This is a genomic window from Pseudomonas sp. (assembly GCF_033723075.1).
Classification (GTDB): Bacteria; Pseudomonadota; Gammaproteobacteria; order Pseudomonadales; family Pseudomonadaceae; genus Aquipseudomonas.
In genome coordinates this window covers 1-21,726 of sequence record NZ_JAWVXU010000001.1, presented here as the reverse complement: position 1 = coordinate 21,726, position 21,726 = coordinate 1, and the positions used below count along the sequence as shown (strand labels likewise).

The following is a 21,726-nucleotide window of genomic DNA, read 5'->3' as shown; positions in this document are numbered from 1 at the left end:
TGTCTATTCAATGGTCTGGCAGGAAGGTGGCCTATGTTCGTTTTGGATCCGCGTTTGCAGCAGGACACTCTGGTGGTGGGCGATTTTTCGCTGTGTCGTTTGCTGCTGATGAATGATGCGCACTACCCCTGGTTTATCCTGGTGCCCAGGCGCGAAGAGGTGAGTGAGCTGTTTCAGCTCGATGCCGACGATCAGCAAGCCTTGTGGAAAGAAACCACAATGCTGGCCGAGACGCTCAAAGATGCCTTCGGTGCCGACAAAATGAACGTTGCCACCCTGGGCAATATGGTCAGTCAGCTGCACATGCATGTGATCGCTCGGCGTCGGGACGATCCAGCCTGGCCTGCGCCGGTGTGGGGTAAGCTGCCCGCGCAGCCGTATAGCGATGAGCGGGTGCTGGCGATCAAGGACAGGTTGCGCCTGGTGCTGGCTGAAAATTTCTGTTTTATCGAGGGCTGAGGGATGAACGCGGAGCAACGAATCACCGATCTGGAAAGCCGTCTGGCTTTTCAGGATGACACCATTCAGGCGCTCAATGATGTGCTGGTGGCGCAGCAGCGGGAACTGGAGCGCTTGCAGTTGCAAATCGCGGCTCTGGCCAGGCGCCAGGAAGAGGTAGGTGGGCAGATCGACGCGGACGAAGATGAGGCGCCGCCGCCGCATTATTAGTTTCCAGTTATCGACAGCCCCTATAAACAGAAAAGCCCGCAGAGTGCGGGCTTTTCTGTTTATAGGGGCTAGCTAAGGGTTAGCGGCGGGCGGGGGAGGCGGCAATCACGTCTTCCGCTTGCAGGCCCTTGTCGCGCTGCATGACGGAGAACTCGACGCGCTGGCCTTCGACCAATACCCGATGCCCCTCGCCGCGAATCGCGCGAAAGTGCACAAAGATATCGTCACCCGAGTCGCGGGAAATGAAGCCGAAGCCTTTGGATGTGTTGAACCATTTGACGGTGCCGGTTTCCCGGTCAGTCATGTTGTGAGCCACTGCGCTGTCGCGGACTTTCAGGCGCAGGTTGGTCGCCAGGTGCAGCAATACTGCGGCGAGCACGGCGAGCAGGCTGAACAGGGAGGCGGGCTGGCCGGCAATCGTTGGCAATGGGGCCAGCAGGATCAAGGCTTGCAGCAGGGTGCCCAATACCAGCAAGGCAGAAACCAGGTTTTGCAGTTGGTGACGCAGGCCTGCATGCCAGATAGGCAGTTGGGGTGCCAGGATCAGGTTGAGTAGGCCGAACAGGGCAAGGCACAGGGCCTCCGGCTGTTGCAGGAATGGCAGGGTGTCGTTTTTGAGGCTTGGCACAAATGACAGCAGCAGGGCGGTGAGCCCCGTTAGCAGGTGGACAATTTTCAACATATTCAATGAGCTCACTTATTAAAGGATCGCCAGGAAGAGCCGATTGCACAGGCATTGCCTTGGGTTGAGGGCGTTGTGGATGCGTGTGTAATCGGCCTATGCGCTGATCCAATGGCTCGGAGCAGCGGCACGGGGCGTATTTAACAGCAAAGAGGTGAGCTACTCAAATCAAGCGCTTATAGCGCTTTCGCAGGGCTCGGAATGTACCCGGTTGCGTCCGTTGTGTTTGGCCTGGTAAAGCGCGTCATCGGCGCGGGTAAGTAGGCTTTCCAGGTTGTCGCCGGGTTTGGCGAGGGCGAAGCCGAAGGAGGCGCTGATGCTGTCCAGGACCTGGTCGGTGCGGCGTACTTTTATCCGTAGCGACTGGATTTTCTGGCGCAGGTGTTCGGCGAAATCGTGTGCGCTCTGGGTGTCGAAGCACTCGCGAAGAATCACGCAGAACTCTTCACCGCCGTAGCGCGCTGCGGTGGCCCGTGGTGGCAGTGCGTCGCGCAGCAGTTGACCGACATGTTGCAGGACCCGATCGCCCAGCGGATGGCCATATTGGTCGTTGAACTGTTTGAAGTGGTCGATATCCAGCATCACCAGGGCCACGCCCTGGTGTTGGCCAGTCAGCGCCTGTTCCAGTAAGCGGGTAAAGGCGTGTCGGTTGAATACCTGGGTCAGGCTGTCGAGGGTTGCCGCGACGTGGGCGCGTTCCAGTTGGCCGCGCAGGTGTTGGATCTCGTTCTGCGCTGCGCGTATGCGGTAGAGGAACTTCTCTTGCTGATCCTGCATCAGTTGGGTGCTTTGTTGCAGGTCGTTCAATACGTTGGGCAGATCATCGATGATCGGCTCTTTCAGTGCCGCGAGCCCCTGCTCCAGGCTGGTTTGATAGTTGTGGCTGCCGGCCACACTGAGTGAAACATCGTCTTCGATGCCGTCGACCAGTTCGATGACTTGTTGTTGGCCTGCGCGGGCTTCTTCGAGTTCGTGGCGAATGACGTAGTCGCGGAACAGTTTGACGGCTGCATCTGCCGGGAAGCTGTCGAAGTCGGTGACGATCTTGTCCAGGCGCCGATTGAGCTCCGGCACCTGGCCTTGGCTGTAGGTATACCAAAGTGCGTAGTGCAGCGGGTTGGGCGGGATGCCGTGACGCATCATCAAGGGTACGGCCTGCTTCAGCAGGGCAGCCGCCTCGCGCGTGTCTTCCGGGTAGCGCTCAAGAATGCTGGGGTTTTTGTTTGGCTTGCTCATGCACGTCACTGTGGCAAGTTGCGGATGGCTGAAGCATAGAACAAGCACCGGTCTTGCGCCTAGGCACATTTCGCCCCGGGGCGACCTTGGGGCAGGTTCCAGGCAAAGACCGGCAGCGGTCTTTGCCTGTTGAGCGCTTCCGTCAGTAAGCGGGCTTTGGGCTCGGATGCCTATCAGGCGTCGAGCAGGCTGCGCAGCATCCAGGCGGTTTTTTCATGCACCTGCATGCGTTGGGTCAGTACGTCTGCGGTAGGTTCGTCGCTGACCTTGTCGAGCAATGGGAAGATCCCACGAGCGGTGCGGATCACGGCCTCCTGGCCTTGAACCAGTTGTTTGATCATGTCGGCAGCGCTCGGGACGCCTTCCTCTTCTTTGATCGAGGACAGGCGCGCGTAGGCGGCATAGGTGCCAGGTGCCGGGAAGCCCAGGGCGCGGATCCGTTCGGCGATCTGGTCGACGGCCAATGCCAGTTCGGTGTATTGCCCTTCGAACATCAGATGAAGGGTGTTGAACATCGGGCCGGTGACATTCCAGTGGAAATTGTGGGTTTTCAGATACAGGGTGTAGGTGTCGGCGAGCAGACGGGACAGGCCTTCAGCGATGGCGGCGCGATCCTGCTCGGCAATTCCGATATTGATTTCCATGGCGTTTCTCCTTTCAGGTGGTTCGGGGCTTGTCAGGCTCCGCAATGGACGGAGCCTAGCATAGGGGCTGGATGCCTGATCTTGGCTTATGTCAATAAGCACCATTGTTTGAGGCTATGGGGCGTGTGGGGTTCAACGCTTGCGCATTAGCCTGGCCAGCAGCCTGGGGTAGGCGCTCGGCAGCAGGCGTTGAATCCAGTCGAGGAGGCGGGCGTCGTTGCCGATCAGGATGCGTGGGCGTTTCGCTTTGAGTCCATCAACGATAACCCTGGCGGCCTGTTCCGGTGTGGTGCGGGCCAGCTTGTCGAAGTCCGCGGCCGCCCGATTGGCGTCGCTTTTGCCGTTGATGCCCTGGTAAAAGCGCGCCGAGCGGGCGATGTCGGTCTTGATCCCGCCAGGGTGAACGCAACTGACCTGGACGTTGCTGTTGTGCAGTTCCTGGCGCAAGGCTTCGGTAAAGCCGCGGACGGCAAACTTGCTGGCGTTATACGCCCCCTGCGAGGGCATGCTGACGATGCCGAAAATGCTGGAAACATTGATGATGTGGCCGGCGTTGTGTTCCAGCAGGTGGGGCAGGAAGGCTTTGGTGCCGTGCACGACGCCCCAGAAATTGATGCCCATTATCCATTCGAAGTCCTCATAACTGAGGTTCGCAATGGTTTGCGAGACGGCCACTCCGGCGTTATTGATGACCAGGTGGGCGCTGCCGTGGTGGGCCAGCACGGCGTCGGCAAAGGCGAAGACGGCCGTGCGGTCGGCTACATCGAGGAGGTGGCTGCTGACCTGTCGGTCCTGCTGGCGCAGGGCGCTGGTGATGCTTTCCAGATTGGCGCTATTAATGTCGGCCAGGGCCAGGTGGCAGCCTTCCTTGGCCAGCAATTCGGCGAGGGCGCGGCCAATGCCTGAACCTGCGCCGGTGATTACGGCTACCTTGCCTGCAAGCGATTGCATATGACTCCCTGAGTCGAGCCTGTGCTCGACGGTGTATGTCTGTCGATGAGTGGTCGGTGGGTCTGCGGGCGAGCCTAGGTCGGCGCGGCTGTCTGGCGCAAGGGGCAGAGGGTGTGGGCGTGTCATGGCGCAACGCCGCAGTGGGCGTTTGGAGGCGGTCGCTGTAGTTTCCACAAACGCTGAGTACAGGCGTCGGACAAACGCATCGGGAGCCTGTCGGGCTGTTCCGCGACAGGACAGTCCATGGTCCGACAGGCTTCAGGGGGTGGCGGCTGCAAGTGACGGCTTAACCATATATAATCCCGCGCTTTGCCGCGAAACGCGGGTTGATGGCGGTCTGGCGCAAGCGCGCCGTTGGTCGATTGCTGACCCCGCCGACTGTTGCAATTGCCGAAAATACCGCGTGAACCTGCCGGCTGGCATGGCCCCGGACAAGCGCCTCACTCCACGCGGCCCAACGAATTCAAGACTCAAGAGAAGCGATTACCACCATGATGCGCAGCCATTATTGCGGCCAACTGAACGAGAGCCTGGACGGCCAGGAAGTCACCCTTTGCGGTTGGGTCCATCGCCGTCGTGACCATGGCGGAGTGATCTTCCTCGATATCCGTGACCGCGAGGGTCTGGCCCAGGTGGTGTTCGACCCCGATCGTGCCGAGACCTTTGCCGTCGCCGACAGGGTGCGCAGTGAATATGTGGTGAAGATCACCGGCAAGGTGCGTCTGCGGCCGGACGGTGCACGCAATGCCAACATGGCCAGCGGCGCCATCGAGGTGCTGGGCTATGAGCTGGAAGTGCTCAATGAGGCGGAAACCCCGCCGTTCCCGCTCAACGAGTACACCGATGTCGGCGAGGAAACCCGCCTGCGTTACCGCTTCATCGACCTGCGTCGCCCGGAAATGGCGGCCAAGCTGAAGCTGCGCTCGAGCATTACCACTAGCATCCGTCGCTACCTGGATGACAACGGCTTCCTCGACGTGGAAACGCCGATCCTCACCCGCGCCACCCCGGAAGGCGCACGTGATTACCTGGTGCCGAGCCGCACCCATGCCGGCAGCTTCTTCGCCCTGCCGCAGTCGCCGCAGCTGTTCAAACAGCTGTTGATGGTGGCCGGCTTCGACCGCTACTACCAGATCGCCAAGTGCTTCCGCGACGAAGACTTGCGCGCCGACCGTCAGCCGGAATTCACCCAGATCGACATCGAGACCAGCTTCCTCGATGAAGCCGACATCATGGGCATTACCGAGAAGATGATCCGCCAGCTGTTCAAGGAAGTGCTGGATGTCGAATTCGCCGACTTCCCGCACATGACCTTCGAAGAGGCCATGCGCCGCTATGGCTCGGACAAGCCGGACCTGCGCATCCCGCTGGAGCTGGTGGATGTTGCCGATCAGCTCAAGGGCGTCGATTTCAAGGTGTTCAGCGGCCCGGCCAACGACCCCAAGTCCCGAGTTGCCGCTCTGCGCGTGCCGGGCGGGGCGAGCATGCCGCGCAAGCAGATCGACGATTACACCAAGTTCGTCGGCATCTACGGCGCCCGCGGGTTGGCCTATATCAAGGTCAACCAGCGTGCCAATGGCGTCGAAGGCCTGCAGTCGCCGATCGTCAAGAACATCCCGCTGGATAACCTCAACGTGATCCTCGATCGCGTCGGTGCGGTCGATGGCGACATCGTGTTCTTCGGCGCCGACAAGGCCAAGATCGTCAGCGAAGCCCTCGGCGCGCTGCGCATCAAGCTGGGCCACGACCTCAATCTGTTCACGTGCGAGTGGGCGCCGCTGTGGGTCGTTGACTTCCCGATGTTCGAGGAGAGCGACGATGGCAGCCTGAATGCACTGCACCACCCGTTCACCGCGCCGAAGTGCAGCCCCGAAGAGCTGGCGGCCAACCCGGCCACCGCACTGTCGCGCGCCTACGACATGGTACTCAATGGCACCGAGCTGGGTGGCGGCTCGATCCGTATCCATCGCAAGGAAATGCAGCAGGCGGTTTTCCGCCTGCTCGGCATCGGCGAGGAGGAGCAGCAGGAGAAGTTCGGCTTCCTCCTCGACGCGCTGAAGTTCGGCGCGCCGCCACACGGTGGCCTGGCCTTCGGCCTGGATCGTCTGGTGATGCTGATGACTGGAGCGCAGTCGATCCGCGAAGTGATCGCCTTCCCGAAAACCCAGAGTGCGGCCTGCGTCATGACCCAGGCGCCGGGTGTGGTGGACAACAAGGCGTTGCGCGAATTGCACATTCGCCTGCGTGAGCAGCCCAAGGCCGAATAAGCCTTGCCGACGACAAGGAGCCTGGGTTTGCCAGGCTTCTTCGTTATGGGTGCCATGTAATGGGACCTGAATTGAATTGAAGACGGAGTGAGTTATGGCTGGTCATTCCAAATGGGCCAACATCAAGCACCGCAAAGGACGTCAAGACGCCAAGCGCGGCAAGATTTTCACCAAGCTCATTCGTGAGCTGACCGTCGCCGCCAAAGGCGGTGGTCTGCCGGCGGACAATCCACGTCTGCGCCTGGCCGTGGACAAGGCGCTGACCGCCAACATGACCCGTGACACCATCGACCGGGCGATCGCCCGCGGGGTCGGCTCGGATGAAGCCGACAACATGGTCGAGCTGAGTTATGAAGGTTATGCACCCAGTGGCGTGGCAATTTTCGTCGAGGCCATGACCGATAACCGCAATCGCACAGCCGCCGAAGTGCGGCATGCCTTTACCAAGTGTGGCGGCAATCTGGGCACCGATGGTTCGGTGGCCTATATGTTCGAGCGCAAAGGGCAGATCAGCTACGCCCCAGGGGTGGATGAAGACGCCTTGATGGAGGCAGCGCTGGAAGCCGGTGCCGACGATGTCGTCAGCGGCGAGGATGGTTCGGTCGAGGTCTATACCGCGTTCGCCGATTTCCACGCGGTAAACGAGGCGCTGAGCAATGCCGGATTCAGGGGCGACGAGGCCGAGGTGGCGATGATCCCGTCGATCAGTGCACCGGTCACAGACCTGGAAACCGCGCAGAAAGTGATCAAGCTGATCGACATGCTGGAAGACCTCGACGATGTGCAGAACGTCTACCACAACGCCGAGATCCCCGACGAGATCATGGAACAGCTGGGTTGATTGGTTGTTGAGTGCCAAGGACCGGCAGTTACTGGGACGGTGTTACTCAGGCGCTTCCGGTTTTTTTATGGCTGCCGTGTGGGTGACGGCAGCGAAGGCTGGCCCTATACTCGCCAACTGGATAGATAAACAGTATGGTTGCCGGCTTTGGTCGACAACCCGGGCGGATGGTAGGGCATGACGTTGATCCTCGGCATCGACCCCGGTTCACGTATCACCGGTTATGGTGTGGTGCGTGATACCGGGCGCAGTTGTGAATATGTCGCCTCGGGCTGTATTCGTACCGGCAGCGGCTCGATGCCGGAGCGTTTGCAAATCGTTTTTCGCGGCGTACGCGAGGTGATCGAGACCTACGGGCCGGTGACCATGGGCATCGAACAGGTATTCATGGCGCGCAACCCGGACTCGGCGCTCAAGCTCGGTCAGGCCCGTGGCGTGGCCATAGTGGCGGGGATCGAGGCGGGGCTGGATATCGCCGAGTACACCGCGACCCAGGTCAAGCAGGCGATTGCCGGCAGCGGTGGTGCCGATAAAGAGCAGGTGCAGATGATGGTCATGCATTTGCTCAAACTGGTGCAGAAGCCGCAGATCGATGCCTCGGATGCCCTGGCGATTGCGCTGTGTCATGCCCATCACCGTCAAAGCCTGATTCCACACGGTCTGGTCGCCGCCAAGCGGCGCGGCGGCCGCCTTCGTTTATAGCGTTATTCAAGGAAAGCAGCGGTGATTGGACGTTTGTGCGGCACCCTGGCGGAGAAGCAGCCGCCGCATTTGATTCTGGATGTGAATGGCTTGGGCTACGAGCTGGAAGTGCCCATGACAACCTTGTACCGTTTGCCGGCAGTCGGCGAGCCGTTGACCCTGCACACTCACCTGGTGGTGCGCGAAGACGCACATCTGCTCTATGGCTTCTTCGAGAAGCGCGAGCGCCAGCTGTTTCGCGAGCTGATCCGGCTCAACGGAGTCGGCCCGAAACTGGCGCTGGCCCTGATGTCCGGGCTGGAGGTCGATGAGCTGGTGCGTTGCGTGCAGGCGCAAGACACCTCGGTGCTGGTGAAAATCCCCGGGGTCGGCAAGAAAACCGCCGAACGTCTGCTGGTTGAATTGAAAGATCGCTTCAAGGCCTGGGAGGCCGTGCCGGGCATGGCGACCCTGGTCGTTGAACCTCGCGGCGCTGGCGCAGTCCCACATGCTGAGAATGATGCCGTCAGTGCGCTTATTTCCCTCGGTTACAAGCCACAAGAAGCCAGTCGCGCCGTCTCCGCGATCAAGCAGGATGGGTTGAGCAGTGAAGACATGATCCGTCGTGCCCTGAAGGGAATGGTGTAACTCCAGATGTTAGAAGCAGACCGCCTGATTACCGCCACCACGCGCGACCGCGACGAGCAGGTGGATCGTGCCATTCGCCCGTTGAAACTGGCCGACTACATCGGTCAACCTAGCGTGCGCGAGCAGATGGAGCTGTTTATCCAGGCCGCCAGGGGGCGCAGTGAAGCCCTCGATCACACCCTGATCTTCGGTCCGCCGGGGCTGGGCAAGACCACCCTGGCCAATATCATCGCCCAGGAAATGGGCGTGTCGATCAAGAGCACCTCCGGCCCGGTGCTGGAACGACCGGGCGATCTGGCTGCGCTGCTGACCAATCTTGAACCGGGTGATGTGCTGTTCATCGATGAAATCCATCGCCTGTCGCCGATCGTCGAGGAAGTACTGTACCCGGCAATGGAAGACTTCCAGCTGGATATCATGATCGGCGAAGGCCCGGCCGCGCGTTCGATCAAGCTCGACTTGCCAGCCTTCACCCTGGTTGGCGCTACCACCCGCGCGGGGATGCTGACCAACCCGTTGCGCGACCGCTTCGGCATCGTCCAGCGTCTGGAGTTCTACAACACCGAGGACCTGACCACCATCGTCACGCGTTCGGCGGACATTCTCGGTTTGCCGATCGAGGCTCAGGGCGCCTTCGAGATCGCCCGGCGCGCCCGCGGAACGCCGCGCATCGCCAACCGCCTGCTGCGCCGGGTGCGGGATTTCGCCCAGGTGCGCGGCCAGGGCGACATCACCCGGCAGATTGCCGACTCGGCACTGAACCTGCTGGATGTCGACGAGCGCGGTTTCGATCACCAGGATCGCCGGCTGCTGCTGACCATGATCGAGAAGTTCGATGGCGGCCCCGTGGGGGTCGACAGCCTGGCCGCGGCGATCAGTGAAGAGCGGCACACCATCGAAGATGTACTGGAGCCCTACCTGATTCAGCAGGGCTACATCATGCGTACCCCGCGCGGGCGCGTGGTCACCCGGCATGCCTACCTGCATTTCGGCCTGAATATGCCGAAACGCATGGGGGATATGCCGTCCGTCGACTTGTTTGCTGCCGATGGCGAGTAAGCAAAAATACTTGCGGTCAGTGATTGGCAAGTTGAGGAGCTAGCACTAGAGTATGCACGCACAAAACGCAGTTCAGCCTTTCGCTCATCGTTGTCGGGTTTATTACGAAGACACTGATGCGGGTGGCATCGTCTACTACGTCAATTACCTCAAATTCATGGAGCGGGCTCGCACCGAGCGGCTGCGCGACCTGGGCTTTGCCCAGTCGACGCTGGCGGGTGAGGGCCTGTTGTTCGTCGTGCATTCCAGCGAGGCGCGCTATCACGCGCCGGCGCGCCTGGATGATGAGCTGCTGGTAAGTGCGCAAGTAATGGAATTAAACCGTGCCAGCCTGCGTTTTCGTCAGCAGGTCAGGCGGGCCACGGATGATGCGCTGCTCTGTGAAGGGCAGTTTCTGGTGGCCTGTGTGCGCGCCGACAATTTGAAGCCCCGGGCTATTCCCGAAGCTCTGCGTGCGGCCTTTGCCGGCCTGAGCGACACGGGCACGGCCAAAGCAGGAGAGTAAGCGTGGAAGCCAACACCGTTGACCATATGTCGATGTGGAGTTTGATCAGCAATGCCAGTCTGGTGGTACAGCTGGTTATGTTGACGCTGGTGGCCGCATCGGTCACCTCGTGGGTCATGATTTTCCAGCGCAGCACCTTGCTGCGTGCCGCCAAGCGTGCCCTGGACAACTTCGAGGAGCGTTTCTGGTCCGGTATCGATTTGTCCAAGCTGTATCGTCAGGCGGGCAGCAATCCGGACCCTGACTCGGGGCTGGAGCAGATATTCCGCGCCGGCTTCAAGGAGTTCTCCCGTCTGCGTCAGCAGCAGGGCGTCGACCCCGATGCGGTAATGGACGGTGTGGCGCGCGGCATGCGCGTGGCTATCTCGCGTGAAGAAGAGAAGCTCGAACAGAGCCTGCCGTTCCTCGCCACCGTGGGTTCCACCAGCCCTTATATCGGCCTGTTCGGTACCGTTTGGGGGATCATGAACTCCTTCCGCGGTCTGGCCCAGGTGCAGCAAGCGACCCTGGCCACTGTGGCGCCGGGCATCGCCGAAGCGCTGATCGCCACCGCCATCGGCCTGTTTGCGGCGATTCCCGCGGTAATCGCCTACAACCGTTTCTCCTCGCGCGGCGAGATGCTGATCGGCCGTTACTACACCTTTGCCGACGAGTTCCAGGCGATCCTGCACCGTAAAGTCCATACCAGCGACGACTAAGCCTTAGGCACTCTCAAGATAGGTTTCAAGCCATGGCCAGAATTCGCAACAGACGCAAGCCGGTTTCCGAGATGAATGTGGTGCCCTACATCGATGTGATGTTGGTGCTGCTGGTGATCTTCATGGTGACCGCGCCGATGCTCAATCAAGGGGTCAAGGTCGATCTGCCGCAGGTCAGCAGTGAGGTCTTGCCACAAGACAACAACGCCCAGGTGCTGACGATCTCGATCAAGGCCGACAAATCCTACTTCTGGAATATGGGCACGGAAGTCGATGTCGATACCGTGCAGGATCAAGCCATGACCCTGGATGAAATGACCAAGGCAGTAACCGCGATCATCAATCAGAGTCGCACTCAGGGTAAGCAGGTGCAGGTGTTCGTGCGCGGCGATAAAGCGGTCGATTACGGTACCGTGATGGCCGCCATGGGTGGCCTGCAGCAGGCTGACGTGGGTAACGTCGGGCTGATTACCGAGGCCCCCTGATGCGGCAGCAACGCGAGCGATCGCCTTCGGAAAGTCTGTTTTGGCCTGTGCTCTGGGCTGTGGCGCTGCATGTCCTGATGTTCGCCATGCTGTTCGTCAGTTTTGCCTTCGCCCCGGACCTGCCGCCGGCTCGGCCAATCGTTCAGGCGACCCTGTATCAATTGAAGTCGCAGAGTCAGGCAACCACCCAGACCAACCAGAAAATTGCCGGTGAGACCAAGAAAACCACCGCGCCCATCTATGAAACCGAACAGCTCGAGCAAAAAAAGGCCGAGCAGGAAAAACAGGCTGTTGCGGCAAAAGCTGCGGAACAAAAGAAGGCCGAGGAGGCTCGAAAGGCCGATGCGGCGAAGAAAGCCGATGCGGCGAAGAAGTCTGATGCGGCGAAGAAGTCTGATGCAGAAAAGAAGGCCGCGGAGCAAAAGAAGCTAGCCGCCATCGCCAAGAAAAAAGCGGCGGATGAAGCGGCGAAGAAGAAGGCCGCCGAAGACGCCAAGAAAAAAGCGACAGCAGACGCCAAGAAGAAAGCCGCCGAAGAGGCGAAGAAAAAAGCCGTAGCCGAAGCAGCCAAGAAAAAAGCTGCGGATGATGCCAAGAAAAAGGCAGCCGAGGCGGCGCAGCGTAAAGCCACTGAAGACAAGAAGGCCGCAGCACTGGCCGAACTGTTATCCGAGGATGTCGGTCGCCAGCAAGCGCTGGCCGATGAGGTAGGCGATCAGGTTGCCGGCAGTCTCGATGATTTGATCGTCAAATTGGTCAGTGAGCAGTGGCGCAGGCCGCCATCGGCGCGTAACGGTATGAGTGTAGAAGTACTGATCGAGATGTTGCCCGATGGCACCATCATCAACGCCAGTGTCACCCGCTCCAGCGGCGATGCGCCATTCGACAGTTCCGCAATACAAGCGGTGCGTAACGTTGGCCGTATCGCTGAGATGCAACAGTTGGATCGCGCTACTTTCGATCGACTTTACCGGCAGCGACGTGCCGTCTTCAAACCGGAGGATTTAGGTCTGTGAATACCCTGATGCGTATCGTTCTGCTCGGTCTGGCCATGATGGTCGGCGCGGTGCAGGCGGCTGACCCTTTGGTGATCAGCGCAGGTACCGACCGCGCTACACCTATCGCCGTCGTGCCATTTGGCTGGCAGGGCGGAACAGTGCTGCCGGAGGACATGGCCGAGATCATTGGTAATGATCTGCGCAATTCGGGGGTGTTCGAACCTATCTCCCGGAATAACATGATCAGTCTGCCGAGCCGGGCCAGCGAGATCATCTACCGCGACTGGAAGGCTCTGGGCGCGCAATATGTACTGGTTGGCAATATCGTGCCCAGTGGTGGTCGTTTGCAGGTGCAGTTCGCCCTGTTCAATGTGGCCACCGAACAGCAGGTGCTGACCGGCAGCGTCGGGGGCACTCCTGACCAGTTGCGCGACATGGCGCACCATATCGCCGATCTGTCGTTCGAGAAGCTGACCGGGGTCAAGGGCGCATTTTCCACGCGTATGCTCTATGTCACTGCCGAGCGTTTCTCGGTCAACAATACCCGTTACACCCTGCAGCGTTCTGACTACGACGGTGCTCGTGCGGTGACCTTGCTGCAATCGCGTGAGCCGATCCTGTCGCCGTCGTTTGCCCCGGATGGCCGGCGTATCGCCTACGTGTCCTTCGAGCAGAAGCGTCCGCGCATCTTCGTTCAGCACATCGACACCGGGCGGCGCGAGCAGATCACCAACTTCGAGGGGCTCAACGGCGCACCGGCCTGGTCGCCGGATGGCAGTCGGCTGGCTTTCGTTCTGTCCAAGGATGGCAATCCTGAGATCTATGTGATGGACATGGGGTCTCGGCAGGTCCGCCGTGTAACCAATCAGGGTGCAATCGATACCGAACCCTTCTGGGGCAAGGATGGCAATACCATCTACTTCACCTCGGATCGATCCGGCAAGCCGCAGATCTACAAGACCAACATCAACAGCGGAGCGGTGGAGCGGGTGACCTTCGTCGGCAACTACAACGCTAACCCGAAGCTCTCGGCGGATGAGAAAACCCTGGTGATGATCCATCGCCAGGATGGTTACACCGTGTTCAAGGTAGCGGCCCAGGACCTGCAGCGGGGCAATTTGCGCATTCTTTCTGACACAAGTTTGGATGAATCGCCCACTGTTGCGCCCAACGGCACCATGCTAATCTACGCGACCCGCCAGCAGGGTCGGGGAGTCTTGATGTTAGCGTCCATTAACGGGCGCGTGAGGCTCCCTCTTCCTACCGCTCAAGGCGAAGTTCGAGAGCCTTCCTGGTCCCCCTACCTGAACTGATGCGGCGCTACACCGTTTTAACGCTACAAAGTACTGCTTAACACACTGGGGTTCATTAGGAGTTACATGATGGAAATGCTGAAGTTTGGCAAAATTGCTGCACTGGGTCTGGCTCTGGCCGTTGTTGTTGGTTGTTCGTCCAAAGGCGGCGATGCTGCTGGTGAAGGCGAAGCTGTAGATCCGAACGCTGGTTACGGTGCCGACACTGGTTCCGTAGATGGCAGCCTGAGCGAAGAAGCTGCTCTGCGCGCTATCACTACCTTCTACTTCGAATACGACAGCGCCGACCTGAAAGCCGAAGCCATGCGCGCACTCGATGTTCACGCTAAAGACCTGAAAGGCAATGGCGCTCGCGTCGTTCTGGAAGGCCACGCTGACGAGCGCGGTACCCGTGAGTACAACATGGCTCTGGGCGAGCGTCGTTCGAAAGCCGTTCAGCGCTACCTGGTGCTGCAGGGTGTTTCCCCTGCTCAGCTGGAACTGGTTTCCTACGGTGAAGAGCGTGCGATTGCCACTGGCAACGACGAGCAATCCTGGGCTCAGAACCGCCGCGTAGAACTGCGTAAGTAATAGCCATGCATACCTGCCGTCGTGCTTTGACTGTTTTGGCCCTCTGCCTGCCGTTTGCGGCTTGGGCTGAGGTTCCTGTGGTGGATAACAATGCCAGTAATGGCAGCAATAGTTATCCTCCTTCTGGTTATGGCACGTCCGGCGCCTACGCTGGGGGAGGGGCTGAAGCCCCGACCTCGGCGCAAGGCATGGTGTTTACCCAGTTGCAACAGATGCAGCAGGAAATCGCGCAACTGCGCGGGCTGCTCGAAGAGCAACAGAATGAAATTCAGCAGTTGAAACAAGAAGGCCTGGAGCGTTACCAGGATCTTGATCGGCGCTTGAGTAGTGGGGCAGCAGGTGCTGCGGCCACCCAGAATTCCCCTGCCGCTGGTGCTGCCAGCACCAATGGTAGTTCGCCAGCAACTGCTGGCCAGGCATCAGCGCCAGCTGGCAATGGCCCGGCTGATCCGGAGAAGGAGAAGCTGTTTTATGACGCTGCCTTCGATCTGATCAAGGCCAAGGATTTCGACAAGGCCAGCCAGGCGTTTGCTGCCTTTGTGCGTAAATACCCAAACAGCCAGTATGCCGGTAATGCCCAGTACTGGTTGGGTGAGGTGAACCTGGCCCAAGGCGATCTGCAGGCTGCCGGTCGGGCCTTTGCTCAGGTCAGTCAGTCCTATCCGCAACATGCAAAGGTGCCGGACTCGTTGTTCAAGCTTGCTGACGTCGAAATGCGTCTGGGTAATGCAGACAAGGCCAAAGGCATTCTGCAGCAGGTGATTGCAAAGTATCCGGGTAGTTCTGCGGCGCAGTTGGCGCAGCGGGATTTGCAGCGGATACCGTAAGCAATCAGCTGCAAACCTCCAGTTGAACGCTGCAAGCTGCAGTGATAAACCCGCGCCTGGCGCGGGTTTTTTATGCCCCGCCTTCCCTGGCGGCCACCCTTCGGGCCGTCGCTGCGCGACGTTAAAAAATGTCTCCCGGAATTTTTTCGTATACAATTCGCGCCCCTTTTCCCGCAACGGAGGCGGATGGCCTGTTTAGCCGTCACGCCCGTGGCTGATATGCAAGATACCCTGCGAATTACCGAGATTTTCTACTCGCTGCAGGGCGAGACGCGCACCGCCGGCTTGCCGACCGTGTTCGTTCGCCTGACCGGCTGTCCCCTGCGCTGCCAGTACTGTGACACCGCCTACGCCTTCAGTGGCGGCGAAGTCATATCGTTGGACACCATCGTTGAGCAGATCGCCGGCTACCGGCCGCGCTATATCTGTGTGACCGGTGGCGAGCCGCTGGCGCAACCCAACTGCATCCCTCTGCTCAAGCGTCTGTGCGATGCCGGCTACCAGGTGTCGCTGGAAACCAGCGGCGCGCTGGATGTCTCGGCGGTCGATCCGCGGGTGAGCAAGGTGCTCGACCTGAAGACCCCCGGCTCGGCGGAAGTGGCGCGCAACCGCTATGAGAATATCGAGTTGTTGACGGCGAACGACCAGGTCAAGTTCGTGATTTGCTCGCGCGAAGACTATGACTGGGCGGTGACCAAGCTGATCCAGTACCGTCTGGCCGAACGCGCCGGCGAAGTACTGTTCTCGCCGAGCCACCATGAGTTGAGCGCGCGTTTGCTGGCCGACTGGATCGTCGCCGACAACCTGCCCGTGCGCCTGCAAATGCAGTTGCACAAGATTCTCTGGAACGACGAGCCGGGACATTGATATGAGTGACAAGAAAGCGCTAATTCTTCTCTCTGGGGGCCTCGATTCGGCCACCGTGGTAGCCCTGGCCAAGGCCGAGGGCTACAGCTGCTACAGCATGAGCTTCGACTATGGTCAGCGCCATCGCGCCGAATTGCAGGCGGCCGAGCGGGTGGCCAGACACTTGGGGGTGATCGAACACAAGGTGATCGGCCTGAATCTCGATGGTATTGGCGGTTCGGCGCTGACCGACAGCAACATCGCGGTGCCGGAAAGCCCCACCGAAGGCATCCCGGTCACCTACGTGCCGGCGCGCAATACCGTGTTCCTCTCTCTGGCCCTGGGCTGGGCCGAGGTACTGGGCGCGCGCGATATCTTCATCGGGGTCAATGCGGTGGATTATTCCGGCTACCCGGATTGCCGTCCCGAGTTCATTGCGGCCTTCGAACGCATGGCCAACCTGGCGACCAAGGCCGGGGTCGAGGGCCAGGGGTTCCATATCCAGGCGCCGCTGCAGAACATGAGCAAGGCCGAGATCGTCCAGGCGGGTATGCGCCATGGCGTGGATTACGCCCTGACGGTGTCCTGCTACCAGGCCGACGAGCAGGGTCGTGCCTGCGGCAAGTGCGACAGCTGTCGCCTGCGTGCGGCCGGTTTTGCCGCGGCGGCGGTGACCGATCCGACCCGGTATCGTTAAAAATTTCCCCCGGGTGTTGATTTCCTGAATTAAATCAGTATCATGCGCCCTGCATTGGGTCGTTAGCTCAGTTGGTAGAGCAGTTGGCTTTTAACCAATTGGTCGTAGGTTCGAATCCCACACGACCCACCATTTTCACCATGGTGGTATGTAGTTCTAGGAAGGGTATTGCAGTGCCGTCTTGCTAGTCTTGCAGCCGTCTGGGGCGAACATTAGATTCGCTCTGGAGTGATGTCAATATGGAACAGCCCGCCTTTTTAGGCGGGCTGTTCTGTTTCTGGTGCTTTATTCCTTTCTGTAGGCGTGCGAAATCGACCCCGATGTGACCGAAAATCACAGGGGTTGCGGCCAGTTGCCTCTTCTTTGAAACGCGTTCGACTTGTCATTGACGCCACTTTTCAGGCGTCAGTCGGCACCATCCCTCGCATCTGTAATGAGATCTCGCGATCAGGCTTAGATGGCGAAGTGCCGTTCGTCGGTAGCTGCGCCGGAAAACAGCCTAGGGAGATGCTCTAGCATTGGCTGTCTGTCCAAATCCCCCTGCCGTGCCGCTGCTGCGACGGCTGAAGGATGGTGCCCTCTGCATATTCGCTATTAGCGTGAACAGCATGTTGGTTTCGAACAGTTCCCCGGGTGGGAAGGGCGGAACCGAATCAACCGACGAGAACTCCAGCGGCAGCGCGCTGCGGTCAGTCGGGGCGGTAGGCATTTGCCCTGACTCACACGGCTGCCGATTGGACGTAAGGTGCTCAATCTGTTGAATGGCTTGGTTGGCTGGCTCTCTATGAAGCCTCTGCTCCTGGTCATTTGTAGGCTGGGGTATTGCTCCACTGCTATCTACCCGACGCACATGCTTTAGAGCGCCCTGGGCAAGGCTGCGCTCATGCAGGACAGCACGCATGTGGTCGTAGTCCGCCTCGATGTAGTTCATCGTTGTAGCAATGTTCGTGTGATTCAGCAGGCTCTTGGTCAGGTGGATATTCCGCTCCGGCTGCTTCATCAGGTCCGTGGCCAGCGTGTGGCGAAACCTGTGCGGTGTCATTCTCACGCCGATCTTGTCGGTAAGCTTCCGGTACATCGCTTCCACCTGGTCGATGTTCATTTCCTTGCGGTGGTAATGCCGAGAAAAGCGATTGACGTTGAACAGCTGGTCTTCGGGTGCAAAGCCCCCGCCCTTTGCCTCGTCCATGAGGCGCCGTAGGTGTGGTGCCAGACCCTCCATGATCGGCACAGAGAATTCACGGTGTGTTTTCTCGGTTTCACCACGAACAAGGATCATCTGCTTGTCCCAGTCAATGTCCTTGTAACGCAGACAGAGCAAGGCATTCAGTCGGATGCCTGTGTAGTAGAACATTTCGAAGGTAGCCAGCCAGAACCAGGCCGGCGTGATCTTGCTCCTGTCGCCGGTGCATTGCTCTAGGTCCACCAGTGAGGTGAGCCAACTCCGTGCTCGTTGAATAGCGTCACCGGCGACTGTCTTGCTCGGTCGTTTGGGCGGTATCACGGTGGTCTTCTTGAACGGGTTGATCGAGGTATGGGTCAGGATTCCATGCTCGAGGCCATACCCCCAGATGGTGCGCAGGTGGTTGGAGTACGTATTCCAGCTCCGTTTGGACAAACCATTTTCCAAGACTTTTCGCCGCCAGGCCAAAATGTTGCGGTGATCGATCGTTTCGACATCGACTGCGCCGAAGTGTTTGATCAGTGCTTTGGTGGCGGCCAGGTAGATCTTCGCACTGGCAGCACGAAGATCATGCGCAAAGATGTATTCCTGGCTCAGCTCAAGAGGCGTCATTGCTCAGCCCCCGCTGCTTCGGTTTTTAGCGTCAGGCTGACGTTGTCGAACGGAACCTCGGCGAAGATGGTGTGGGGATCGCGCAGCAGATAGCCGCGCAGTTGCTTCGTCTTGCGCGGGCCAACCACATCACACGTCCAGATGTTGAGGCTCTTTTCGGTCTTCCGGTGCAATTTCTGTTTCTCGAAACTGCGCTGGACGAGCTGCCAAGCATTGATTTGCTGGGCTTTTGCCTGCTGCTCAATCGCGGGAAACTCTTGCACGTACCGCTTGAAGATGCCCGGGGTAACCAGCATCGCTGTACCGGCGACCGTATGCACCAGGGCCTTGGTGTCATTGATGATTATGCGACGGGAGGCGATGCCTGTTCTAAGCCAGTCAACAAATCCCTGTCCCAGTTCATTCGTACTGCTAGGCTTCATTCCTTTGTCTTCGACATATGCTGGAGACCCGTCATCGGTCTCAAAAGGTTCTTGTGGGAGCGCATTCCGCTCTTTTGGAGTGGAGGCAGTCGCTGCTGAGTCTTGGCTAGTGTTTAGCTCTTCTGATGTCGAAGTGATATTACCAAAAAGTGCCAGTAATTCGTCTACTTCGTCGGCACGGTTTGTTGACACCTGAGTCGTGGCAGCAGGGGTGTCCGTGTGTGCTGTGGGGAAGGGGGCCGCGTTCTCAATCTCGGCAGGACTGTCGATTTGTGGCCCTACTGGCTGACCCGCCAGCGTTTCCTCCGCCGGCGCGCCTGCCTCCTCGAGCTCGAGTGTGCCTGCAAAGCCGGCAGGACGATCCTTCGCGTCTGGCCAGATAAGCGCTGGAGACAGCTTCAGTACAGTGAGCGTGTTTCTCCAGCCGCGGCCATTGTCGATGGTGGCTTTCCAGATCGCCTTGTCCTGGGCGTTCGTCTGGATTACGCCCTGATCCTGCAGCATGTTGAAAAATGGTGCGTTCGAGCTTGGGATACCCTCTATGCCCTGAGCCAGCAGATAGGCTCTCAGCTGGTCCGCTGTGGGTTTGCTGACAAGCCATAGGGCGTCCTGGGTCAGCCAGCCATTCGCCGGACCCTCTGGGTGGTTCAGCTTGTACTTCTCGCGCACCAGGAAACGCAGGCCTTCGGCCAACTGTCGTTGTAGCGATTGCTTCGGCGCCGCCAACGCACGCTCGGGGTTTCCTCCCAGCTCTTGAGCTACAGAAGCTTGGTCGGCTTTGATCACGATCTCACCGAGGATGCCGGCGTGCTCGTACTGTCCGGCCAGGATGAAGATCAACTGCGACCACAACTCAGGGAAACCGCTGAGCCAGTCCAGGAGGTTGGGTGTGAGGATTTGCGAGTAAATCAGCGCTGCAGCTGCCCCGTGTAGTTGATAATTACGCCCCTTCACGTACCGGAATCGATACGGGCGACTGATTGGGCCATGCCATGGGTGCCATGCCTTTCCGCCTTCCAGCTCCACCTGCACGTCGACGGCGATCTTGCCGAGGTCGTGTATCAGTGCTCCGTAAGCTGCAGCAGCTGACCAGGCTTCGGCCTGTGCTGACTGAGATTCAGGCGGAGCCCCTATGGGGAGGAGGTATGTTTGCCGGATCTTCAGCGCGTAGGCGACGATTTCGAGGCCGTGATCCAACATTCCACCAGGGTGTGCGTGGTGATGGTTTTCCGAAGCAGGGAGTTGCTGGACCAGCTCAGCAAACCGTTCCAACGGCTTCCTGTAAATCTCGGCGAACTGTTGGTGAGACAGCGATGCGCGCTGCCAGATGTTCTCAAGCAGCTTCTGGCGGCGCGGTGATGAAAGCAGCTCCTGGCTGTGCGCGGGTTGTAAGTATCCGGATGGAGAATGGCCAGTAGAGGGCAGGGCATTTCTGCGGCGCAGGAAAGAAAACATGGCTTGCTCCATGACGGGGTCATGGGTTGGGTTTTCCGCTATCGGGTGGGTGGGTCACAAGGGAAAAGCCATACTGACGCAATAGGTGATTTTGTGGGCAAAGTGCCATTATTGCGTGGGAGCGGTTCCTGGCTTTGGAAGCCTCGGCGCACTCGACGCGCCCGAGGACGTGCTCGATCAAGTTTGCGCAGCGGTCGAGGGAGACCCTCTGCCGCATTCGACATTGCTGCCCTTCGAGGCCACGTAGATGATCAAAATCCATTGGTTTGCCGTTTCAAATCCTGAACAAAAGCGCTATCCCGAATGGCGGCGATCCTTCGGGATTACCGACGAGGGTGCCGTCTTCGTGCCGGCCGCCATGGCCGGCGACAGCTCGGAACACCAAGTGATGCTCTGTGCGGCCGATGATGGCCAGATTACTGCGGTTCATCTCGACCATCACTTTGTACCCAGCGGCTGGCTCAAGCGGGAGTTCACCAAGCATCGCGAGTTGATCGAGATCATTGAGGCGCGGGCGCAACTGGTAATCGCTGCCACGTTTCAGCAGGCAGGCCCGACGGATTGATCCAGACAACGGCGTCTCTCTGCTTTCAGCGATGCACCGAGTCAGGCTAGTGCCAGTGACTTCAGCTATCGAAAGCATGGTCGCCATCAGTTAATCTGAGTGCTCCATATCTGCAGTGGGGGGCAGATGTCCTTTGTCGACTCGATAGTCGTCCAAGCGCTATCTCTAGAAACGGCGCTCTTCCATGCCTATGCACGGATGGAAGCCAATACGGATGAGGAAGCGCTGCATGACCTGCGCATCAATCTGCGGCGCTTGAGAAGCTTGCTTCGGCCCTTGCGCGCGTTCGATGGCGTCGCGTTGCTCGACGCGGCGGCGGCCGAGGTCGGTTCACTCACGACGCCCGCTCGCGACCTGGAAGTGCTGGCCGCCGAATTGGTGCGGCAAGGCCTCAGGCAACAGGCCAATGCGCGTCAGGCTATCGCTCGTTCTAGCTATGCCGCCATAGTGGAAAGCTCGACGCTCAATCAGTTCTTTGCCCGCCTGGATGCATGGCCGTCTGATTTCCGTGAAGCTGAACGTCTTGGCCAACTACGCCGGATCAAGCAGAGAATCGCGAAACGCCTGCTGAAGCAGGTGGTGCAATTGAACGCGGCCCTGGCTGATCCCCACCATGATCGTCACGAACTCCGTTTGCTGACCAAGCGCGCTCGCTACGCCACCGATGCCTACCCTCAACTGTCACCGATCTCCGTCGAGACTGCCACCTCGCTCAAGCGTGTGCAATCGGCACTAGCAGCCTGTCGGACTTGAATTCACGAGGGAGCATCAGTAGCGAAGGTAAAGCGATTCGCTCACTACTCGGGCGTTTTCGGGCGTTTTTTGCCCGAATTTTCTGAGATCGAGCGGATTTAGCCCATCTTTACCTGCAT

General features: G+C 59.3%; 24 protein-coding genes, 1 tRNA gene and 1 pseudogene. 19 read left to right on the top strand and 7 right to left on the bottom strand.

Going from position 1 to position 21,726, the window contains the following annotated elements; all coding sequences use genetic code 11:
- The first annotated feature begins 33 nt into the window (after positions 1-33).
- Both R3355_RS00130 and R3355_RS00125 read left to right on the top strand, forming a co-directional pair.
- Entirely contained in the window at positions 34-459 is a 426-nt protein-coding gene (locus tag R3355_RS00130; protein ID WP_318959545.1) for an HIT domain-containing protein, read from the top strand.
- 3 nt (positions 460-462) lie between these two features.
- Positions 463-669 carry a SlyX family protein gene (locus tag R3355_RS00125; protein WP_318947383.1) on the top strand — a complete coding sequence of 69 codons (207 nt, stop codon included), beginning with the start codon at positions 463-465 and terminating at the stop codon, positions 667-669.
- Positions 670-748: 79 nt separating this feature from the next.
- Here R3355_RS00125 and R3355_RS00120 read toward each other — a convergent pair whose 3' ends face one another.
- The 5 genes and pseudogenes from R3355_RS00120 to R3355_RS00100 form a co-directional block, all read right to left on the bottom strand.
- The gene (locus tag R3355_RS00120; RefSeq protein ID WP_172147515.1) at positions 749-973 is read right to left on the bottom strand and encodes a cold-shock protein; all 225 of its coding nucleotides are present in this window, start codon (positions 971-973) and stop codon (positions 749-751) included.
- 57 nt (positions 974-1,030) lie between these two features.
- Positions 1,031-1,351: pseudogene (locus tag R3355_RS00115) on the bottom strand (cold shock domain-containing protein membrane protein); the annotation flags it as partial.
- Between the two features lie 168 nt (positions 1,352-1,519).
- The gene (locus tag R3355_RS00110) at positions 1,520-2,587 is read right to left on the bottom strand and encodes a GGDEF domain-containing protein (protein WP_318959544.1); all 1,068 of its coding nucleotides are present in this window, start codon (positions 2,585-2,587) and stop codon (positions 1,520-1,522) included.
- 173 nt (positions 2,588-2,760) lie between these two features.
- Complete coding sequence (locus R3355_RS00105; protein WP_238041811.1) at positions 2,761-3,231, bottom strand: Dps family protein; 471 nt, start codon at positions 3,229-3,231, stop codon at positions 2,761-2,763.
- A gap of 132 nt (positions 3,232-3,363) precedes the next feature.
- On the bottom strand, positions 3,364-4,182 hold the full coding sequence (locus R3355_RS00100) for an SDR family oxidoreductase (RefSeq protein WP_318959543.1): 819 nt from the start codon (positions 4,180-4,182) through the stop codon (positions 3,364-3,366).
- A 491-nt stretch (positions 4,183-4,673) separates the two neighbouring features.
- On the opposite strand from R3355_RS00100, the gene aspS reads away from it, so the two are divergent.
- The 15 genes from aspS to R3355_RS00025 all read left to right on the top strand — a co-directional run bounded on the left by aspS (position 4,674) and on the right by R3355_RS00025 (position 16,749).
- Positions 4,674-6,449 carry an aspartate--tRNA ligase gene (gene aspS / locus R3355_RS00095; RefSeq protein WP_318959542.1) on the top strand — a complete coding sequence of 592 codons (1,776 nt, stop codon included), beginning with the start codon at positions 4,674-4,676 and terminating at the stop codon, positions 6,447-6,449.
- Between the two features lie 94 nt (positions 6,450-6,543).
- Positions 6,544-7,290 carry a YebC/PmpR family DNA-binding transcriptional regulator gene (locus tag R3355_RS00090; protein ID WP_318959541.1) on the top strand — a complete coding sequence of 249 codons (747 nt, stop codon included), beginning with the start codon at positions 6,544-6,546 and terminating at the stop codon, positions 7,288-7,290.
- A gap of 177 nt (positions 7,291-7,467) precedes the next feature.
- Complete coding sequence (gene ruvC, locus R3355_RS00085; protein WP_318947388.1) at positions 7,468-7,992, top strand: crossover junction endodeoxyribonuclease RuvC; 525 nt, start codon at positions 7,468-7,470, stop codon at positions 7,990-7,992.
- Positions 7,993-8,013: 21 nt separating this feature from the next.
- Positions 8,014-8,619 (top strand): Holliday junction branch migration protein RuvA, encoded by a 606-nt coding sequence (gene ruvA, locus R3355_RS00080; protein WP_318947389.1) that lies wholly within the window; start codon positions 8,014-8,016, stop codon positions 8,617-8,619.
- 6 nt (positions 8,620-8,625) lie between these two features.
- Positions 8,626-9,678, top strand: a complete 1,053-nt coding sequence (ruvB, locus tag R3355_RS00075) for a Holliday junction branch migration DNA helicase RuvB (protein ID WP_318947390.1) — start codon at positions 8,626-8,628, stop codon at positions 9,676-9,678.
- A gap of 52 nt (positions 9,679-9,730) precedes the next feature.
- On the top strand, positions 9,731-10,183 hold the full coding sequence (gene ybgC, locus R3355_RS00070; RefSeq protein ID WP_413243466.1) for a tol-pal system-associated acyl-CoA thioesterase: 453 nt from the start codon (positions 9,731-9,733) through the stop codon (positions 10,181-10,183).
- Between the two features lie 2 nt (positions 10,184-10,185).
- Positions 10,186-10,881, top strand: a complete 696-nt coding sequence (gene tolQ, locus R3355_RS00065; protein WP_172146756.1) for a protein TolQ — start codon at positions 10,186-10,188, stop codon at positions 10,879-10,881.
- A gap of 32 nt (positions 10,882-10,913) precedes the next feature.
- Positions 10,914-11,366, top strand: coding sequence for a protein TolR (tolR, locus tag R3355_RS00060; protein WP_318947392.1), 453 nt, complete (start codon positions 10,914-10,916; stop codon positions 11,364-11,366).
- Complete coding sequence (tolA, locus tag R3355_RS00055; RefSeq protein ID WP_318959540.1) at positions 11,366-12,382, top strand: cell envelope integrity protein TolA; 1,017 nt, start codon at positions 11,366-11,368, stop codon at positions 12,380-12,382. Before tolR ends, tolA begins: the two co-directional genes overlap by 1 nt.
- A complete protein-coding gene (gene tolB, locus R3355_RS00050) occupies positions 12,379-13,677 on the top strand; it encodes a Tol-Pal system beta propeller repeat protein TolB (RefSeq protein ID WP_318959539.1) in 1,299 nt (432 codons plus the stop codon). The genes tolA and tolB overlap by 4 nt, the downstream gene beginning before the upstream one ends.
- 69 nt (positions 13,678-13,746) lie before the next feature.
- The gene (gene pal / locus R3355_RS00045; RefSeq protein WP_318947395.1) at positions 13,747-14,247 is read left to right on the top strand and encodes a peptidoglycan-associated lipoprotein Pal; all 501 of its coding nucleotides are present in this window, start codon (positions 13,747-13,749) and stop codon (positions 14,245-14,247) included.
- 5 nt (positions 14,248-14,252) lie between these two features.
- The gene (gene ybgF, locus R3355_RS00040; RefSeq protein ID WP_318959538.1) at positions 14,253-15,074 is read left to right on the top strand and encodes a tol-pal system protein YbgF; all 822 of its coding nucleotides are present in this window, start codon (positions 14,253-14,255) and stop codon (positions 15,072-15,074) included.
- Positions 15,075-15,293: 219 nt separating this feature from the next.
- Positions 15,294-15,941 carry a 7-carboxy-7-deazaguanine synthase QueE gene (gene queE, locus R3355_RS00035; protein ID WP_318947397.1) on the top strand — a complete coding sequence of 216 codons (648 nt, stop codon included), beginning with the start codon at positions 15,294-15,296 and terminating at the stop codon, positions 15,939-15,941.
- A gap of 1 nt (position 15,942) precedes the next feature.
- The gene (queC, locus tag R3355_RS00030; RefSeq protein WP_318959537.1) at positions 15,943-16,617 is read left to right on the top strand and encodes a 7-cyano-7-deazaguanine synthase QueC; all 675 of its coding nucleotides are present in this window, start codon (positions 15,943-15,945) and stop codon (positions 16,615-16,617) included.
- A 56-nt stretch (positions 16,618-16,673) separates the two neighbouring features.
- Positions 16,674-16,749: transfer RNA gene (locus tag R3355_RS00025), tRNA-Lys, on the top strand.
- Positions 16,750-17,116: 367 nt separating this feature from the next.
- On the opposite strand, the gene xerC is transcribed toward R3355_RS00025, so the two are convergent.
- The gene (xerC, locus tag R3355_RS00020; protein WP_318959536.1) at positions 17,117-18,412 is read right to left on the bottom strand and encodes a site-specific integrase; all 1,296 of its coding nucleotides are present in this window, start codon (positions 18,410-18,412) and stop codon (positions 17,117-17,119) included.
- Complete coding sequence (gene mobH / locus R3355_RS00015) at positions 18,409-20,301, bottom strand: MobH family relaxase (RefSeq protein ID WP_413243465.1); 1,893 nt, start codon at positions 20,299-20,301, stop codon at positions 18,409-18,411. The genes xerC and mobH overlap by 4 nt, the downstream gene beginning before the upstream one ends.
- 235 nt (positions 20,302-20,536) lie before the next feature.
- On the opposite strand from mobH, the gene R3355_RS00010 reads away from it, so the two are divergent.
- Positions 20,537-20,854: a hypothetical protein gene (locus R3355_RS00010; protein ID WP_025167872.1), complete on the top strand. Its 318-nt coding sequence runs from the start codon at positions 20,537-20,539 to the stop codon at positions 20,852-20,854.
- A gap of 126 nt (positions 20,855-20,980) precedes the next feature.
- Positions 20,981-21,607 carry a CHAD domain-containing protein gene (locus R3355_RS00005; protein WP_318959534.1) on the top strand — a complete coding sequence of 209 codons (627 nt, stop codon included), beginning with the start codon at positions 20,981-20,983 and terminating at the stop codon, positions 21,605-21,607.
- The last annotated feature ends 119 nt before the right edge of the window (positions 21,608-21,726 follow it).

Coding starts and splice junctions, on each gene's coding strand:
- R3355_RS00130 (WP_318959545.1), top strand. CDS start 34: ATGTTCGTTTTGGATCCGCGTTTGCAGCAGGACACTCTGGTGGTGGGC.
- R3355_RS00125 (WP_318947383.1), top strand. CDS start 463: ATGAACGCGGAGCAACGAATCACCGATCTGGAAAGCCGTCTGGCTTTT.
- queE (WP_318947397.1), top strand. CDS start 15,294: ATGCAAGATACCCTGCGAATTACCGAGATTTTCTACTCGCTGCAGGGC.
- aspS (WP_318959542.1), top strand. CDS start 4,674: ATGATGCGCAGCCATTATTGCGGCCAACTGAACGAGAGCCTGGACGGC.
- queC (WP_318959537.1), top strand. CDS start 15,943: ATGAGTGACAAGAAAGCGCTAATTCTTCTCTCTGGGGGCCTCGATTCG.
- R3355_RS00005 (WP_318959534.1), top strand. CDS start 20,981: ATGTCCTTTGTCGACTCGATAGTCGTCCAAGCGCTATCTCTAGAAACG.
- R3355_RS00120 (WP_172147515.1), bottom strand. CDS start 973: ATGACTGACCGGGAAACCGGCACCGTCAAATGGTTCAACACATCCAAA.
- R3355_RS00100 (WP_318959543.1), bottom strand. CDS start 4,182: ATGCAATCGCTTGCAGGCAAGGTAGCCGTAATCACCGGCGCAGGTTCA.
- xerC (WP_318959536.1), bottom strand. CDS start 18,412: ATGACGCCTCTTGAGCTGAGCCAGGAATACATCTTTGCGCATGATCTT.
- R3355_RS00010 (WP_025167872.1), top strand. CDS start 20,537: ATGATCAAAATCCATTGGTTTGCCGTTTCAAATCCTGAACAAAAGCGC.
- tolR (WP_318947392.1), top strand. CDS start 10,914: ATGGCCAGAATTCGCAACAGACGCAAGCCGGTTTCCGAGATGAATGTG.
- R3355_RS00110 (WP_318959544.1), bottom strand. CDS start 2,587: ATGAGCAAGCCAAACAAAAACCCCAGCATTCTTGAGCGCTACCCGGAA.
- R3355_RS00105 (WP_238041811.1), bottom strand. CDS start 3,231: ATGGAAATCAATATCGGAATTGCCGAGCAGGATCGCGCCGCCATCGCT.
- pal (WP_318947395.1), top strand. CDS start 13,747: ATGGAAATGCTGAAGTTTGGCAAAATTGCTGCACTGGGTCTGGCTCTG.
- tolA (WP_318959540.1), top strand. CDS start 11,366: ATGCGGCAGCAACGCGAGCGATCGCCTTCGGAAAGTCTGTTTTGGCCT.
- R3355_RS00090 (WP_318959541.1), top strand. CDS start 6,544: ATGGCTGGTCATTCCAAATGGGCCAACATCAAGCACCGCAAAGGACGT.
- ruvC (WP_318947388.1), top strand. CDS start 7,468: ATGACGTTGATCCTCGGCATCGACCCCGGTTCACGTATCACCGGTTAT.
- ybgC (WP_413243466.1), top strand. CDS start 9,731: ATGCACGCACAAAACGCAGTTCAGCCTTTCGCTCATCGTTGTCGGGTT.
- mobH (WP_413243465.1), bottom strand. CDS start 20,301: ATGGAGCAAGCCATGTTTTCTTTCCTGCGCCGCAGAAATGCCCTGCCC.
- ybgF (WP_318959538.1), top strand. CDS start 14,253: ATGCATACCTGCCGTCGTGCTTTGACTGTTTTGGCCCTCTGCCTGCCG.
- ruvB (WP_318947390.1), top strand. CDS start 8,626: ATGTTAGAAGCAGACCGCCTGATTACCGCCACCACGCGCGACCGCGAC.